The sequence below is a fragment of the Variovorax gracilis genome, assembly GCF_030317115.1.
GTDB classification, from domain to species: Bacteria; Pseudomonadota; Gammaproteobacteria; order Burkholderiales; family Burkholderiaceae_C; genus Variovorax; species Variovorax gracilis.
On record NZ_JASZYF010000014.1, the window covers coordinates 50,167 to 67,483 of the forward strand.

At 69.0% G+C, this 17,317-nt stretch carries 5 protein-coding genes; all 5 read left to right on the forward strand.

The genetic code is table 11. The features are described 5' to 3' along the window. Positions 1-58: 58 nt before the first annotated feature. From QTH97_RS23585 to QTH97_RS23605, 5 genes are read left to right on the forward strand one after another with little or no spacing between them, the layout of a single operon-like run. Positions 59-11,494, forward strand: a complete 11,436-nt coding sequence (locus QTH97_RS23585) for a cadherin-like domain-containing protein (RefSeq protein WP_286570906.1) — start codon at positions 59-61, stop codon at positions 11,492-11,494. A 12-nt stretch (positions 11,495-11,506) separates the two neighbouring features. Next, complete coding sequence (locus tag QTH97_RS23590) at positions 11,507-13,069, forward strand: TolC family protein (protein WP_286570907.1); 1,563 nt, start codon at positions 11,507-11,509, stop codon at positions 13,067-13,069. After that, a complete protein-coding gene (locus QTH97_RS23595; RefSeq protein ID WP_286570908.1) occupies positions 13,029-13,829 on the forward strand; it encodes an efflux RND transporter periplasmic adaptor subunit in 801 nt (266 codons plus the stop codon). Before QTH97_RS23590 ends, QTH97_RS23595 begins: the two co-directional genes overlap by 41 nt. Next, positions 13,822-15,165 (forward strand): efflux RND transporter periplasmic adaptor subunit, encoded by a 1,344-nt coding sequence (locus QTH97_RS23600; RefSeq protein WP_286570909.1) that lies wholly within the window; start codon positions 13,822-13,824, stop codon positions 15,163-15,165. The genes QTH97_RS23595 and QTH97_RS23600 overlap by 8 nt, the downstream gene beginning before the upstream one ends. Further along, the gene (locus QTH97_RS23605) at positions 15,162-17,261 is read left to right on the forward strand and encodes a site-2 protease family protein (RefSeq protein WP_353655649.1); all 2,100 of its coding nucleotides are present in this window, start codon (positions 15,162-15,164) and stop codon (positions 17,259-17,261) included. The genes QTH97_RS23600 and QTH97_RS23605 overlap by 4 nt, the downstream gene beginning before the upstream one ends. Positions 17,262-17,317: the final 56 nt, after the last annotated feature.

The window sequence follows — 17,317 nt, forward strand, 5'->3', positions numbered from 1 at the left end:
CCGCTTCATGGGTGCACCCCAGTCGCCGGCCCCTGCGAGGCATATGGATGGGGTTTCTATGAACCGGCGTGTAGAGCTTGCGATGGCGATCGATCCGTTCCGTCCCCAGACGCATGCATTGGCCCTGGAGCCACGCATTCTTTTCGATGCTGCGGCGGCATCCGCAGCCGAGCAACAGCACCATGCCGATGCGTCGCATGCCGCCACGCCCTCCACCCCCGTCGAGGTCGCACCGCGACCCGCGAGCGAGGTGCCGCCTTCGTCCACCCCGGCGCTCCCCGCCCCGCACCAGCTGGTAGTGATCGACAGCCGCGTCGAGAACCGCGAGCAGCTTGCGGCGCAACTCCCGGCCGACACCAAGCTGCTGGTGGTCGACAGCCGCACCGATGGACTGGCCGCCATCACCACGGCACTGGCCGAGATGGGCCCGGTGGATTCGATCCAGATCTTCTCGCACGGTGAATCTGGCCAGTTCACGCTTGGCAACCGCACGCTGACCAGCGACAACATCGACCAGGCCAGCGGCGTGCTCGGCCACTGGCGCAGCGAACTGGCGCCGGGTGCGGACATCCAGCTCTACGGCTGCAACGTCGGCGCGGGCCCGGCGGGCCAGGCCCTCGTGAACGAACTCGCGCACTGGACTGGCGCCGACGTGGGCGCGTCGAGCGACAACACCGGCAGCGCCGCTGCAGGTGGCAACTGGACGCTCGAAGTCCGCAGTGGCGACGTCGACAAGGCCATCGCGCTCAGCGCCAGTTCACTTGCCAGCTTCCAGGGCCTTCTGGCCGCCGGTCCGGCCGTCGGCCTGTCGGGCGGCACCGATGCACTGCTCGGCGGGCAATTCAGCTTCACGGTCAACATGAGCAATACCTCGGCGGACGACGGCTACGCCCCGTTCGTCGACCTCTTCATGCCTGCGACCGGAAAGGACGGCAACGACGGCGCGACCTTCATCGCGGCCACCTACCTCGGGCAGCCGGTCAAGTCCTTCGTGCTGACTTTCGATGCGGCCGGCAATGCCACGCATCCGCTGGCCCGGGATTCGAGCGGCAATCCGGTCATCGTCAATGCGGCCAGCGTGGGCATGCGCCCCGGCGACCAGATGGTGGTGCTGCAGTTGCCCTACGGCAGTCTGTCGCAGGACCAGCCGACGGTCGCCGTGCAGGTCACGGCCCAGCTCAGCAACCTGGCCGACACCAGCCTCTCTGACGGCGCGCCGGACCTCACCATCCGCGCACGCGGCGGTTTCGAGTTCGGCAACGACGCGCTCGACAACCCGACGGTCGACCCGAGCCTGATCGAGGCGTCGCTCCACGACTTCGTCGTCCACCCGACGCTCGTGACGATCGACCAGAGCATCAACATGCCCGAGGGCGAGACCGTCACCGGCCCGAACTATCCGCACTCGCAGACGGTCACCGTCACGCCTGCGCCGGGCCAGACGCTGACCAACGTATCGGTCACGCAGGAGTTGCCCGGTGATATCCAGGTCACCTCGATCGTGCCCGGTGCGGGCGGCACGCTGACGTCGATCACGCTGCGCGACGGCACCGTGATCACCGACCCGGCGGTCATCGCGTCGACCATCGCCAGCGACAGCGTCTTCCTCAGCGCCTACACGATCACCTACGCCACGCTGAGCGCGCCGACCAACACGGTGGTCAACTTCTACGTGCCCGAAGCAGGCGCGGACGGCTCGGCCGTCGTCGATCCGTTCACCGGCGACGACACCACCATCACCTTCGGCTCGCCGACCGTCAGCGGCCGATGGACGCCGGCGGACCCGCGCGACGTCGTCCCACCGGCCACCGATATCGCCTTCACGAACACGGGCGATGGCGCCGGCGCCAGCTTCGTCGCGAAGTCCCTCAGCCTCATCAAGCAGGCCACCGTGCAGGCGGACGTGGGCACGGCGGGCCTCAGCCCCGGCGACACGCTGCGCTACACGCTGAACGTGGCGATCTCGGACTTCTTCGCGGTCGGCGAGAACTTCTTCGGCGACGGCAGCTTCACCATCACCGACACGCTGGCGGACGGCCAGACCTTCAACGGCCCCGCCACCCTCAGCGTGACGCGCGGCGGCGTCACGCAGGCCATCCCGCTGATTGTCACGAGCACGCCGAACGCCGACGGCACGACGACGCTGGTCTTCGATCTCGCCGAATCGCTGCGGACGGCACCGAGCGTCCTCGTGTCGCTCGGCGCGCTGATCGGCGACCTGGCCTTCGAGGACTTCCGCGACGGGGCCACTACGGCGGTGATCAGCTATGGCGCCACCGTCGCGCAGAGCTACACGACGCCGCATCCGCCGCACAGCGAGATCAACGAAGGTGACGCGCTCGGCAACAACGCCACCGTGGCGGGAACCTTGCTCGTCGACGGTTTCAACCTGACGGGCTTCGACGAGTCCGATGGTTCCGCGACCACGAGCACGATTCCCACGCGCCAGGTCGACATCCAGCTGGTGTCGATCAACGGCGGCTCGCCGGCGGCCACCCCCGAGCTGCATCCGGGTGACGTGGTCACCTTCCGCATGAGCTACGACCTCGTGACCGGCGACTACGAGGGCTTCCGGCTCACCGCCTACATGCCGCAGCCGCTGCTCAATCTTTCAGGCGTCACCTGGAGCCAGGGTGCCGGCATCGGCCAGTGGGCGCTGGGCCCGGGGAACACGAACCCCGACGGCATCGACTCGGTCACCACCGGGCCCGGCAACTCGGTCATCTTCGACTTCGGCAACTACGTCAATTCCAGTGTCAACGGCAGTCGGGTCGAAGTGCAGTTCACCCTGCGCGTGGGCGACCAGCCTTTCGCGGACCAGCGTGAGCTCGACGTGCTGGCGCAGTCCGACCAGCTGACGACGATCGTGAAGAACCATCTGGTCTCGTCCGACGTGGCGGTGATCACCTCGGTGGCCGAGCCGGTGCTGGACATCCGCCACGGCGTGGTGTCCACGACCCATGGCACGGTGACGGGCACGACCGGCACATGGAACGCGCCCGGGACTGCGGGCGTGCCTTTCCAGGGCAGCGTGACCGAGCTCGCGGCGGTCAACGGCGACGTCACCGGCATCGACGCGGGCGACACCTTGCGCCTGGCGACCGCCATCGAGAACCGCGGCGGCGGCGGTGCCTTCGACGTGCAGACCACCGTCACCCTGCCGGCCGGCCTGAGCTTCGTCGGCAACAGCCTGGCGGCTGCGAACCTGCGGATCTACCGCGGCGACGGCAGCCTGCTCGTGGCCGGCACCGACTACAGTGTGTCGGGCAACGAGATCACCTTCCTCGATGCCGGCGCCGTCCCCACGCTGGCACCCGGCCGTCCGGGCACGGCCGCCGATGCGAGCGGCGCCAACATGGTGGTCATCACCTACGAAGTGGTGGTCGGCGCCACCATCGACGCGGCCCGCACGCTGCAGAGCACCGCCGCGCTGACCCACTACGCCAGCGTCAATGGCGGCTCAGACTTCGCGCCGGTCGATATCACCGAGCTGGCGAACCAGCAGGTCGCCGCCCCCGCGGTCATCAAGAACTTCGCGGGCGGCAGCCTGGACAACAGCGATTCGAGCGCCACGCACACCACGGGCAGCGACCTCGCGGTCGGCGAAAGCATGCTTTACGACATCGTCGTGACGCTGCCCGAAGGCACGACGCAGTCCTTGCGGCTGGACGACCTGATTCCGGCCGGGCTGCGCCTGGACACCAGCTTCAACGGCGGGCTCGGCTACCAGCTCATCACGACGACGGCGGGCAGCGCAGCGCTGGGCGCGGACTTCAACGGCACGGTCACGCCCGGTGCGATCGGCGCCATCTCGGGCACCATCGGCAACGACGGCGCCGGCGCCCGCCTGGCGTTCACCGCCGCGGGCGCCACGGCGGACAACGTCACCAACAACAACAGCTTCGTCGTGCGGGTGCGGCTGGTGACGAGCAACGTCAGCGGCAACCAGGCGAACCGGGCCTTGCAGAACAGCGCGCAGGTCATCTACAGCGACCCGGACACCGACACGCCCAACGGCACCGTGCCCGTCGACCGCACCGTGGCACTGACGGGCGGCGCGCCCATCGTCACGGTGCGGGAACCGACGCTGCAGATCGCGCAGACGCTCATCACCGATCCGGGCCTGGGCTTCGACGATGGCGACCCGGTCGAATTCACGATCACGATCAGCAACGGCAACGGCAGCAGCGACTTCGACGCCTTCGACATCAGCCTGCTCGACAACCTGCCCCCCGAACTGAACAACCTGACCCTGGCGGAGGTGACCTACCAGGGCGCCGCGACGAACAACGGCGGCCCGGGGTTCGAGATCGTCGGCCGCCAGTTGCGCACTGCCGCCGGCGCCAACATCGACATCGGCAAGGGCGGCAGCATCGTGTTGCGCATCACCGGGGTCGTCAACGCTTCGGCGGCCTCCGAGCCCTTGTTCACCAACACGGCGCAGGTGCAGTGGACCAGCCTCAACGGCAACACCGCCGGCACGGCCGACCCGGCCGGCGAACGCACCGGTGTCGACGGATTGCTCAATACCGGCGTGCTCAATGACTACCGGCGCGATTCCGCGCTGACTTTCAACGTGGCCCAGGGCATTCGGATCTCGCGTGTCGGCGGCCTTCCGGACACGCCGGCCGTGTCGCCCACATCCGCGCCGCTGGAGCAGGTCACCATCGGCGAAGTGATCCGCTACCGGGTGCTGGTGCTGGTGCCCGAGGGCAACAACCCCGACTACCACGTGCAGGTCACGCTGCCCAGCGGCCTCGGCTTCATCACGCCCGATGCGCTCCAGAACGTCGTGCGAGTCGCCCTCATCTCGGAAAACGAACTGACGACCGACGCCAACCTGGCCATCAGCGGCACGCTGCTCATCAACGGCAACGAGAACAGCCCCGAGGCCCAGGACATCACGCCCACGCTCACCGGCGCGGCACCGACGGGCGTGTTCAATCCGGCGCTCATCCACGTGGTCGTCAACCCCGACGGCAGCCAGACGATCACCTTCGACTTCGGCAACATGGTCAACGGCGACCCCAACGATCCGGACCTGGAGGGGATCTCGCTGGAGTTCAACGCCCGCGTGCTCAACCAGGCTTCCAACACGGCCGGCGCTGTGCTGAACGTGACGGCCCGCGAACTCGTGGGCGGCGGGCCACGCGCGTCCGGCAACACCGTGGGCGAGCGCATCGTCGAACCGGCGTTCAACGGCGTCGACAAGCGCGTGATCGACTTCAACCCGAATCCGGCCGGCGCCACCGGCACGGCCACCGTCGCACTGAGCTTCGTCGAGAACGGAACGCTGTCTGCCTTCAATACCCACCTCGTGGATTCGTTCCCTGCCGGCAGCGCCTATACCTTCGTCAGCCTGACCTTGAACGGCACGGTCTACACGCCCGGTACGCCGCTGCCTGCGGGGATCACCGTGAGCACCGCGGGCGGCCTGACCGTCGACTTCGACCGTCTGGACCCCGGCGCGCAGGTCCGGGTGGTCTACCAGGTGACGCTGCCGAACGCGGCGGCCGTCGCCAGCAGCAATGCAGTGCTGACCTGGACGAGCCTGCCGGAAGACTTCACGAGCTGGGGCGGCACGCCGGTCGGAACCGACGGCACGGCCAACGGCGAACGCACCGGCATCGGCGGCACGCCGAACACCTACGTGCTCGCGGAAGGCGCGGGCCTCGGCATCATCCAGGGCACGCTGTGGGACGACACCGCCAGCGCCACCGCCAGCGCAGTGCCTGACGGCCCGCCGCTCGCCGGGCAGCCTGTGAGCCTGACCTGGGGCGGCGTGGACGGCAACCTTGCCACTGCGGCCGACAACCGCGTGTTCACGACGACGACCGATGTCAACGGGCAGTACCGCTTCGGCGTGCTGCCTGCCGGCGTGTTCCGCATCGACACGCCGAGCGGGACCATCAGCTATCCGCAGCCGCTGGGCGACCTGCGCGTGCGCATCGACACCGATGCCGCCAGCCCGCTCGGCCAGATCGTCGTCACCCTCGGCGAAAGTGCGACGGCCGCCGCGAATGCCGGCTACGTGGAGCAGAACGACGCACCCGAAAACCACCTGCCCGCCGTGGCGCCCAGCGGCCTCGAAGACGTGGCGCTCCCCATCGCCGGCCTCTCGGTGACCGACGTCGATGCGGCCGGCGGCACGCTCGACATCACGCTCTCGGTGCTGCACGGGACGCTGTCGCTCACGGGCGTTCCGCCCGGCGTGACGGCGACCGGCTCCGCGACGGGCACGCTGAGACTGAGTGGCAACCTCGCCGCGCTGAACCTCGCGCTGGCTAACCTGCAGTACCTGGGCAACCTCGACTACAACGGCACCGACACGCTCACCATCCTGACCAACGACCGCGGCAACACCGGCGATGCGAACGGCGACGGCATCCCGACCCAGAACCCGGCCGACGCCCTGAGCGACCAGGACACCCTGCAGATCGTGCTCGCCCCGGTGAACGATCAGCCCGTCGCGGTCGACGATGTCGCGGACGCAACCGAAGCCGGCGGCACCGACAACCGGCTCATCGGGGTCGACCCGGCCGGCAACCTTCTCACCAACGATACGGACGTCGACATCGCCACCAACGGCGACCAGTTGCGCGTGATCACCTTCGGCCTGCAAGGCGGCCAGCAGGTCGGATTGCCCTCGATCGGCGCCAACTCGGTCAACGGCCTCTACGGCACGCTGACCGTAGGCGCCAACGGCGGCTACCAGTACGTCGTCAACAACGACGACCCGACGGTCCAGGCCCTGCGGCTCTCGGGCCAGACGCTGGTGGAACGCTTCACCTACACGCTATCGGACATCGAGGGACTTCGTGACACGGCTGTGCTCACCGTCACCATCCACGGCGCCAACGACACGCCGGTGGCCGTCTTCGACGTCGGCAACGCCGTCGAGGCCGGCGGCGTGAACAACACCACCCCGGGCAGCAACGCCACGGGCAATGTGCTGGCGAACGACACCGATGTCGACAGCGCCGCCAACGGCGAGACCCAGCAGGTCACGGGGGTCCGCAATGTGGGGCCGTTGGCGCAAGGGCCGGTGTCCGGGGTGAATCCCGGCACTTCCGCCGGCACCGGCACGGCGGTGATCGGCCGCTACGGAACCCTGACCATCGGCGCGGACGGAACCTATACCTACGTCGTCTTCGACAACGACCCTGCCGTGCAGCGCATGGTGCCCGGCGACACATTGGACGACGTCTTCAGCTACCGGGTCACCGATGCCGCCGGACTCGACGACCTGACCGAGCTGCGCATCATCATCTCCGGCGCCAACGACAACCCCGTGGCCAGCGACGACCATGCGGACGCGCAGGCCGCCTCCACCAACGGGAATGCGCAGGAAAGCAATCCGGCCGGCAACGTCATCCTCTTCCCGAGCCGTCCGGGCACGATCGACCAGCCTGGCGGCAATGGCGTGGACCTCGACGTGGACCGCACCGACACCCCCAACTCGCTGCTGGCCGTGACCGGCATCGGCACCGGCCCCGAAGCACCGGGCGTGGTCCTGTCCCCCGTCGCGCCCGGCACCAGCCTGGCCAACGGGACCGCGATCGCCGGCACCTATGCCCTGCAGGGCGGCGTGCCGGTGGCGGGCGATTTCGGCACGCTCGTGATCGGGTCGGACGGCGCCTTCACCTTCGACGTCAACAGCGACAACCTCACGCTTCAGTCCCTGCAGGCGGGGCAGACGATCGACGTCATCTACACCTACCGGCTCACCGACACCAGCGGCCTCACCGACCTGGCGCAGCTGGTGATCACCGTGCGCGGGGTCAACGACCCGCCGGTCGCACAGAACGTGGTGGCGCTGGCCACGGAGCGCGGCGGGGTCGCCAATGCCACGCCGGGCGTCGATCCGACCGGCGATGCCACCAGCGCGTCCTTCGACCCCGACGGCGATCCGTTGACCGTGACCTTCGTTCGTGCCGGCGCCGAGGGCGCCGGCGGCACCGACCTACCGGTCGGGCTGGCGGGCGCGGTGGTTGCCGGCCAGTACGGAACGCTCACCTTGCAGTCCGACGGCACCTATGCCTACGCGGTCGACAACAACAACGCCGCGGTGCAGGCCTTGCGCCGGATCTCCGACGTGCTCATCGACCGCTTCACCTTCACCATCGATGACGGCAACGGCGAAACCGACCAGGGCGAAGTCGTCGTGCTGGTCCGCGGCCAGAACGACAACCCGGTGGCGGCCGACGACGTCGCTTCCGCGCTCGAGGCGGGCGGCCTGCACAACGACCAGCCCGGGGTCGATCCGACTGGCAATGTGCTTGCCAACGATGCCGACGTGGATGGCGGCGAAGTCCCTGCGGACCCGTTGGACTACGGCGAGACGCGGGCGGTGTCGTCGTTCCGCACCGGCACCGAAGCCGCGACCGGCACTGCGGGCGTGCTCGGCACCGAATTGCGCGGCGCCTATGGCTGGCTGACCTTGAATGCCGACGGCTCGTACACCTACCGCGTGGACAACGACGACCCCGCCGTGGAAGCCTTGCGCCTCGACGTCGACACGCTCACCGACAGCTTCAGCTACACCGTGATCGACGCGGCCGGCGCCCAGGACCGCGCCACGTTGAATGTGACCATCCATGGCGCCAACGACACGCCGGTGGCCCACCCGGTGGTGGTCGTCGCGGTCGAGGCCGGCGGGCAGAGCAACAACATCCCGGGGGTCGATCCGACCGGAAACGTGGTCGACCTGATCGACGATGTCGATGGCTCGGGAGAGATCGTGATCGCGGTCGACATCGCGCGCGGCATCATCAACGGCGTCATCGGCACCCCCTTCCGCGGCCTGTACGGCTCGATCCTCCTGAACATCGACGGCACGCTCAGCTACACGCTGGACAACGACAATCCGGTCGTCCAGGCGCTGCGCACCAGTTCCGACACGCTGACGGAAAACTTCACCTACCAGGTCCGCGACCGGGCCGGAGCCACCAGCTCGGCGCCGCTCACCGTCATCATCCAGGGTCGCAACGACAACCCCGTGGCCGTCGACGACGCAGCCATTTCCGTGGAGGCCGGCGGCACCTTCAACGGCACGCCGGGCGTCGACCCCCAGATCGACCTGGTGGCCAATGACACCGACGTCGATGCGGGCGACGCCAGGATCGTCACGGGCATCCGTGCCGGCACCGAAGCCGCCGGCGGCGCGTTCACGGCGGTCGGCTCGACCCTCAACGTCATCGGGCAGTACGGCACGCTCACGACAGCCGCGAACGGCAACGGCTATACCTACCGGCTCGACAACAGCGCGGCGGCGGTGCAGGCGCTGCGATCGGGCGACACGTTGAGCGAGGTGTTCAGCTACAGCATGCGCGACCTCGCTGGCGCAACGGACGTGGCGCAGCTCACCATCACCATCCGCGGTGCATGGGATGCGCCGGTGGCGGTCAACGATACGGCGGTGGCCCTCGCCAACAACGGCGCCGGGCGCACCTTCAATCCGACGCGCAACGTGCTGGCCAACGACACCGATGTCGACCTGCCCGACGTGCTGCACGTGTCCGGCATCCGCGTGGGCACCGAAGCGGCGGGCGGATCGCTGGTGAACGTTCCGGCGGGCACCAGCAGCCTCGACGGCACGGTGATCGACGGCCTGTACGGCCGGTTGACCATCGGCTCCAACGGCACGGCCACCTATGTCGTCGACGTCAACAATCCCGCCGTGCAGGCACTGGGCCTGCTGGAGTTCGCCGACGAGTATTTCACCTACCAGGCGACGGACCTCGGCGGGCTCAACGACCTGGCCCAGATCCACATCATCGTCGTGGGCCTCAACGATCCGCCGAAGGGCGTCGCGGACGCCGCCACCGCCATCGAGGCGGGTGGTGTGAACAACGCGCAAGCCGGCGTGGACCCGACGGGCAACGTGCTGGCCAACGACACCGACGTCGAGGGCGATGCGCTGGTCGTGACCGGCTTCCGCACGGGCGGCTCGACGGGCAGCGGAACGGCAGGCACGCTCGGCTCCGCGCTGCGCGGCCTGTATGGCAACCTGACGCTCAACGCGGATGGCAGCTACACCTATGTGCTCGACAACAGCCTCCCCGAGGTCGAAGCCCTGCGCACGAGCGGCCAGACCCTGACCGACACCTTCACCTATGCGCTCGCCGACATCTGGCAGGCGCCCTCCTCGGCCGAGCTGCGCATCACCATCGACGGCCGCAACGACACGCCGATCGCGCGCGACGACAACGCGACCGCAGTCGAGGCGGGCGGCATCGCGAACCAGACGCCGGGGGTGAACCCCACGGGCAACGTCCTGGTCAATGACAGCGACGTCGACAGTGCCGCCAACGGCGAGACCCTGCGCGTGCTCGGCGCCGGCAGCGTCGGCAGCAGTGCCCAGCGCGTGCTCGGCGTGCGCAATGCGGTCGGGGATTCCGTCGTCGCGGGCCAGGTGCTGGCGGGCCTCTACGGCCAGCTCACGCTCAACGCCGACGGCAGCTACACCTACGTGCTCGACAACGCCAACCCCACCGTGCAGGCGTTGCGCAACGCGGGCGAGACGCTGAGCGAGAGCTTCACCTACCGCGTCAGCGACACCGCCGGCGCGACTTCCGAAGCGCGCCTGAACGTGCTGATCCAGGGTGCCAACGATGCGCCGGTCGCGCGCGACGACAGCAACGTCGCGCCCGGCGAGCGGCCCGCCCCGCAAGCCACCGGCAACGTGCTGCCCAACGACTCCGACGTGGATGGCGGCGACAACCTGCAGGTGGTCGCGATCCGCACCGGCGCCGAGGCGGGGACCGGCACGCCCGGCGCGGTCGGCCAGAGCATTGCCGGGCGCTACGGCACGCTGGTGATCCACGCCGACGGCAGCTACACCTACACGGTCGACCAGACCAACCCCGACGTGCTGGCCTCGGCCGGGCTGGGCCGCGTGCTGCAGGACGTGTTCACCTACACAGTCGCCGACCGCGGGGGCGCCATCGACGCGGCACAACTGGTGATCGACCTCGACATCGCGTCGCCCTACCTCGCACCGCCGGGGCCGAACTACTTCATGTATTTCCTGGACAGGGACTATCCGGGCGCGATCCTGCCGGATGTGCGGCCCGCGATCTACATCACTCCGGTGGTGGAGCAGGTCGACACCGCACTGAAGATCTCCGCCTGGGGGAGCGACGGCAGCCAGTTGCTGTGGCAGTTGCCGCCCGAGATGGGTGGCACCTCGATAGGTGCCGGCCTCGGCGAGGTGCCTGAGCAGCACGTCGCCCGCGCCGTCGGGCAGAGCCGGCGCGACAGCGACTTCGACCTGGCGCGGATCCTCGGCCGCGAAGGCCGCGTCAACCTCAGTGCCGACGGCCTGCTCACCGCGCCGTCCCTTTTCATTGCCGACCCCGAAGACATGGTGCTGGACGTCGAGCCGCCGGACCCGCAGACCGCCCTCGGCTTCAGGGAGCAGTTGCGCGAGGCGGCGCAGCGCCTCCATCCACTCGGGCCGGCGGACGCTTTCGAATCGGCGACACGCATCTGAAGAAGGAAGAACATGCGACGGCATCCTCTCAAGCTACTGGGCGCGGCCATGGGAACGGCGCTGCTGCTGGGCGCCTGCGGGTCCCTGGAGCCCACTCCCTACACGCAGGACGAGCTGCGCAAGCGCGTGACCGACGACAAGGTGCGCATGTATGCCGACCAGGAGCCGGTCACGCTGCCGATCACCTTCTACGAAGCCGCGGCGCGCGCGCTGAAGTACAACCTCGACTACCGCCTCAAGCTGATGGAAAGCGCGTTGGCGACCGACCTGCGCGACGTGGCGAGCTACGAGATGCTTCCGCGGCTGGTGGCATCGGCCGGCTACGTCGGCCGCAACAACGATTCGGGCGGCACCTCCATCGGCATCGAGGACCGGCAGGTGAGCCTGCGGGCCTCGACTTCCGAGGAGCGCGACCGCAACCTCGCGGGCTTGGGATTGAGCTGGAACCTCCTCGACTTCGGCGTTGCCTACTACCGCACCCAGCAAAGGTCCGACCAGATCCTGATGGCGAACGAACGCCGCCGCAAGGTTGCGCAGAACGTGCTGCAGGACGTGCGCAACGCCTACTGGCGCGCGCTGGGCGCCCAGCGCCTGCTCCCCGAGGTCGACGGCTTGCTGGCACGCACGCACAAGGCGCTCGGCGCCGCCCGCGAGGCGGAGACCAAGGGCCTGCTGCCGCGCCAGGACGTCCTCGCCTACCAGCGTGCGCTGATCGATTCGGTCTACCTGCTGACCGTGCGCCGCCAGGACCTGGAATTCGCCCAGGCCGAACTCGCCGCCCTGATATCGCTGCCCCCCGGCGCGAAGATGGTGCTGGCCGACACCGCCGAGCCGACGATGCCGGTCGTGACGAAGGACATCGACCGGCTCGAGCAGCTTTCGCTGGAGAACCGTCCGGAAGTCATGGAGGAGTGGTATCGCATGCGGGTCGACGACTACGACCTGAAGGTCGCCAAGGCCCAGTTGTGGCCGAACGTCGGCATCACGCTCGACAGCCTGTATGACTCGAACAAGTTCCTCTACAACAACGCCTGGAACGTCATCGGCGTGCAGGTGTCGTTCAACCTGCTGAAGCTGCTGCAGATGCCTTCGCTCAATTCGGCGCAGGCCAGCCAGACCCGGACGGCCGAGGCCCGCCGGGTCGCCTTGTCGATGGCGGTGCTCACGCAGGTGCGCGTGGGCTACCTGCGCTACCAGTTGGCCCGCCAGGAAGTCGAGTTCGCGGACGAGAGCCTGCGGGTCGATCGGCGGCTGCTGGAGTACGCCCAGTCGGCCCGCACCGCCTCGGTCGGCACCGAGCTGGAGCTGATTCGCGCCGAAGGCCGCTACCTGCTGTCGCGCTACCAGCGCGAGGCCGCCTACGCCAGCGCGCAGGCCGCGCAGGGACGGCTCTACAACTCGGTGGGCTTCGACGTGCTGCCCGAATCGATCGACAAGAGCGACATCCCGTCGCTCGCCAGGGACATCGAGAAGAAGATGGGCGAACACGAGCAGCGCAGCCTGATCGCGAGCTCCGGAATGCAAGGAAGCGGCAATGCCACCACGCCCCTCACATCCGTCACGCAGCAGCACTGAGCGGGCCCTGCTCGCGTTGGTGCTCGCGGCGGTCATCCCGGCCGCGTGGGCCGCGACCGACGCGCGCAAGCCCGCGAACGCCGCCATGGACGACCCGGGCGCGATCCGCGTGCTGCTGGCTTCGCGCCTGGAGACCACGCTGTCGAGCCAGATGAACGGCACGCTCGGCGACCTGCAGGCCGAGTTGGGCCAGAAGGTGGCAAAGAACGCGCTGCTGGCGCAATTCATCTGCACCGAGACGCAGGCGCGCGTGAAGGTGGCCGGCGCCGAACTCAACATGGCGCGCCAGAACCTCGAGGCCAAGCGCAACCTGCAGAAGCTCAATGCCGCGGGAGACCTCGAAGTGCTGATGGCGACCACCGAGGTCGACAAGACCGAAGGCGCCCTCACCCTCGCGCGAACGCAAAGCGGCTACTGCCAGGTGCGCGCACCCTTCAGCGGACGCATCGCCAAGGTGCTGGCCAAGCCGCACCAGACCGTGAGCGCCGGCACGCCGCTCTTCGACCTGGTCAGCGACGGCGCGCTCAAGGTGCGGCTCAACGTGCCTTCCACGCTGCTGGCGCGGCTCAAGCCGGGCGCGCCGCTGGTCGTGACCATCCACGAGACGGGCAAGAGCTACCCGGCGCAGGTGAGCGCGATCAATTCCCGTGTAGATGCGGTGGCGCAGACCGTGGAGCTGGAAGCGCGGCTCAACAGCGAGCATCCCGAGCTGATCCCGGGGATGAGCGGCATCGCCCGGTTCCCCACGGACCGTGACTGAGCGCCCGCCGCCCGCCGCGCAACTGCTGCTCAGCCTCAATGCGCTGCGCGACAGGGCTCTGGCAGCGCCGTCGCTGGACGCGCTGGCCTTCTCGATGGCCAACGACCTTCATCCGCTGCTGCGCTTCCGGCAGGCACTGGTGATGGCGCAACGCGGCGACCGGCTCGAATTGCTGTGCGTCTCGGGGCTCGCCCGGCCCAGCGAGGATTCGCCCTACCTCGTGTGGCTGCGCCGCGCGAGCCGCTGGCTCGGGACGCAGCTTCGCGATGACAAGCCCCGATGGCTCGCCCGCGACGCGGTCGATCCGCCTGCCGACATCGCCGAGGGCTGGGCCGAATGGTGGCCTGCCGGCCTGTGGTGCATTCCGCTGAGCGACCGCGAGGGCAAGCGCCTCGGCGTGCTGCTCTACCTGCTCGACCAGCCTCCGTCCGAGCAGCTCCAGCCCATGCTGCAAGGCGTGTGGCAGACATGGGCGCACTGCTGGGCCGCGTTCGACGCTCGCCGTCGACTGCCGCGCTGGCGGCCGAGCCGGCGGCACGCTTTCGTCGTGCTTCTCGCGCTCGCGGCACTGATGCTGCTGCCGGTGCGGCAGACGGTGCTCGCGCCCGCCGAGGTGGTGTCGCTGAACGCGCAGGTCATCAGCTCGCCGATCGATGGCGTGATCGAGCGCATGCAGGTGCGGCCCAACCAGGCCGTCGAGATCGGCACGCCGCTCTTCACGCTCGACGAGACCACGCTGCGCAGCCGCGCCGAAGTGCTCGGCAAGGAGGTCGCAGTGGCCGATGCGGAATTCATGGCCGCCAGCCAGCGCGCTTTCGACAACCCGCAAAGCAAGAACGAACTGACCTTGCTGAACGCCCACGCGCGTCAACGGCGCGCGGAACTCGCCGCCGTCGAAACCCAGCTCAAGCGCACGCAGGTGCTGTCGCCGCGCGCAGGCGTGGCGGTGTTCAGCGACCCGAACGACTGGCTGGGCAAGCCGGTGGTCACCGGCGAACGCATCCTGCATGTGGCGGACCCCAGGCAGCCGGCCATGCGCGTGCAGTTGCCGGTGGCCGATGCCATCGCGCTCGAACCCGGCGCCAAGGTCACGCTGTTCCTCACGGCGTACCCGCTCGATCCGCTGCAGGGTCAGATCCTGGAGACCAGCTACCAGGCCAAGGCGAGCGACGAGGGCGTGTCCTCGTACAGATTGCTGGCCAGCATCGAGGACGCGCCCGCCCACGCCCGCCTCGGCCTGCACGGCACGGCGAAGCTGTACGGCGAGCGCGTGATCCTCGGCTACTACCTCCTGCGCCGGCCGCTGGCCGCGGTGCGCGCATGGACCGGCCTGTGAACGACGACCCTGCCGACCAACCCACCCCGCCGCTGCGCGAGGACCTCCGGCTGAGCGAAGCCGGCCCGGGACAGCGCGGCGATCCGGCGTGGGTGATCCAGGACACGGTGGTCAATCGCTTCTATCGCATCGGCTGGCTTGAATTCGAATGCCTGCTGCGCTGGGGGCAATCGCCGCGGCGCATCAGTGAACAAATAGCCGAGCAGACGGCGCTGAAACCCGACGTGCGTCAGGTGCTCGACTTCCGACGCTTCCTGGAGCAGCACCAGTTGCTGCGCCCCGGGCCGGAGGCCGTCGCGCGCCTGCTGGGCCGAAGCCAGGGCAACGCGTGGATGAGCTGGCGCTGGTGGCTGCACCACTACCTCTTTTTCCGGATTCCGCTGTTGCGGCCGCAGACGCATCTGGCGCGCATCTCGCGGCACATGGGCTGGCTGTTCAGCCCCGTCACCGCCTGGCTCGTCGTCCTGCTGAGCCTGACGGGCATCGTGATGGTTCTGCACCAGTGGGACACCTTCGCGACGGCCGTGGTGGAGTCCTTCTCGACCGAGGGATTGCTGAGCTTTGCCCTGGCCTTGATCGTCGCGAAGACGCTGCACGAGCTCGGCCATGCGCTGGTCGCGACACGGCTGGGCCTGCGCGTGGCGCACATGGGCATCGCGTTCGTGGTGATGTGGCCGATGCTCTACACCGACACCGGCGAGAGCTGGAAGCTGCGCAGCGCGCGCCAGCGGCTGGCGATCGCCTCCGCCGGCATCGTCACCGAGCTGGGGATTGCCGGCCTCTCGACACTGGGCTGGGCCCTGAGCGACCCGGGCCCGCTGCGCAACGCACTGCTCTACCTCGCGACCACGAGCTGGGTGCTCTCGCTGGCACTGAACGCGAGCCCGTTCATGCGCTTCGACGGCTACTTCATCCTGTCGGACCTGCTGGACTTTCCGAACCTGCACGAGCGCTCGGGCGCACTGGCCCGGGTGGCGCTGCGGCGATCGGTGCTCGGCCTCGACGAACCCTGGCCCGAGCCCTTCAGCCCCGCGCGCCGGCGGATGCTGGTGGCCTTCGCGATCGCGACCTGGCTCTACCGGCTGGTGCTGTTCCTCGGTATCGCGGTGGCGGTGTACCTGTTCTTCTTCAAGCTGCTGGGGATCGTGCTCTTCGCGGTGGAGATCGCGTGGTTCATCGTGATGCCGGTGTGGCGCGAGCTGAAGCATTGGTGGGCGCGTCGCAAGGACGTGGTGCGCGGGCGCCGCGTCGCACTCGCGATGGTGCTGATCGCAGCGGTGCTCGTGCTGGCCGTGCCGTGGCGCACGCAGGTGCATGCGCGCGGCGTGGCGCGCGCGGAGCAGCAGTTGCGGGTGTATGCGCCCTACCCGTCCTTGCTGCAGCAGATCCGCACGGCAGGCCGGGTGAAGGCCGGCGACACGCTGGCCGTGCTCGACGAACCCGACATCGCGGCGCGCAGCCAGGGCAACGAAGCCAGCATCCGCGGCTATCAGGAACGCCTGGCCGGACTGATGGCGGACCCTTCCGGCCTGGCGCAGGAAGCCGCCACGCGCCAGCGCCTGAGCGCGCAGTTCGAACAGGTGCGCGCCGCGCGCACGGAGATGGCGCGGCTGAACCTGCAGGCACCGTTCGCGGGCCAGTGGCTCGACGTCAATCCCGACTGGCGCAACGGCCAATGGATCGGCAGCCGCGAACTGATCGGCGTGCTGGTCGACCCGTCGCGCTGGCAGGTCGATGCCTATGTGAAGCAGGACGAAGTGCAGCGCCTGAGCGTCGGCAGCAGCGTGCGCTTCTATCCCGAAGGCCAGCCCGTGCCGGCCCAAGGACACGTGATCGCCATCGGCACCACGCGCGTGAACCAGCTCGACCATCCGATGCTGTCCTCACGCTTCGGCGGCCCGTTGAACACGGTGCCGCATGGCGAGGCCCTGGTGCCTGCGCCCGCGCTGTTCCACGTGCTGGTGCAGCTCGACGAGGCCGTGCCGGGCCTGAAGGAGACACGCGGCCATCTGCAGATCGAGGCGGCGCGGCGAAGCCTGCTGGCCGACGGCCTGACGCGGGTGTATGCGGTGCTGCTGCGGGAGAGCGGGTTCTAGGGCCGCGCCGGCACTGCGCCGTGCGCAGCGCTAAACAGTTTTGGTGATGCGATCCG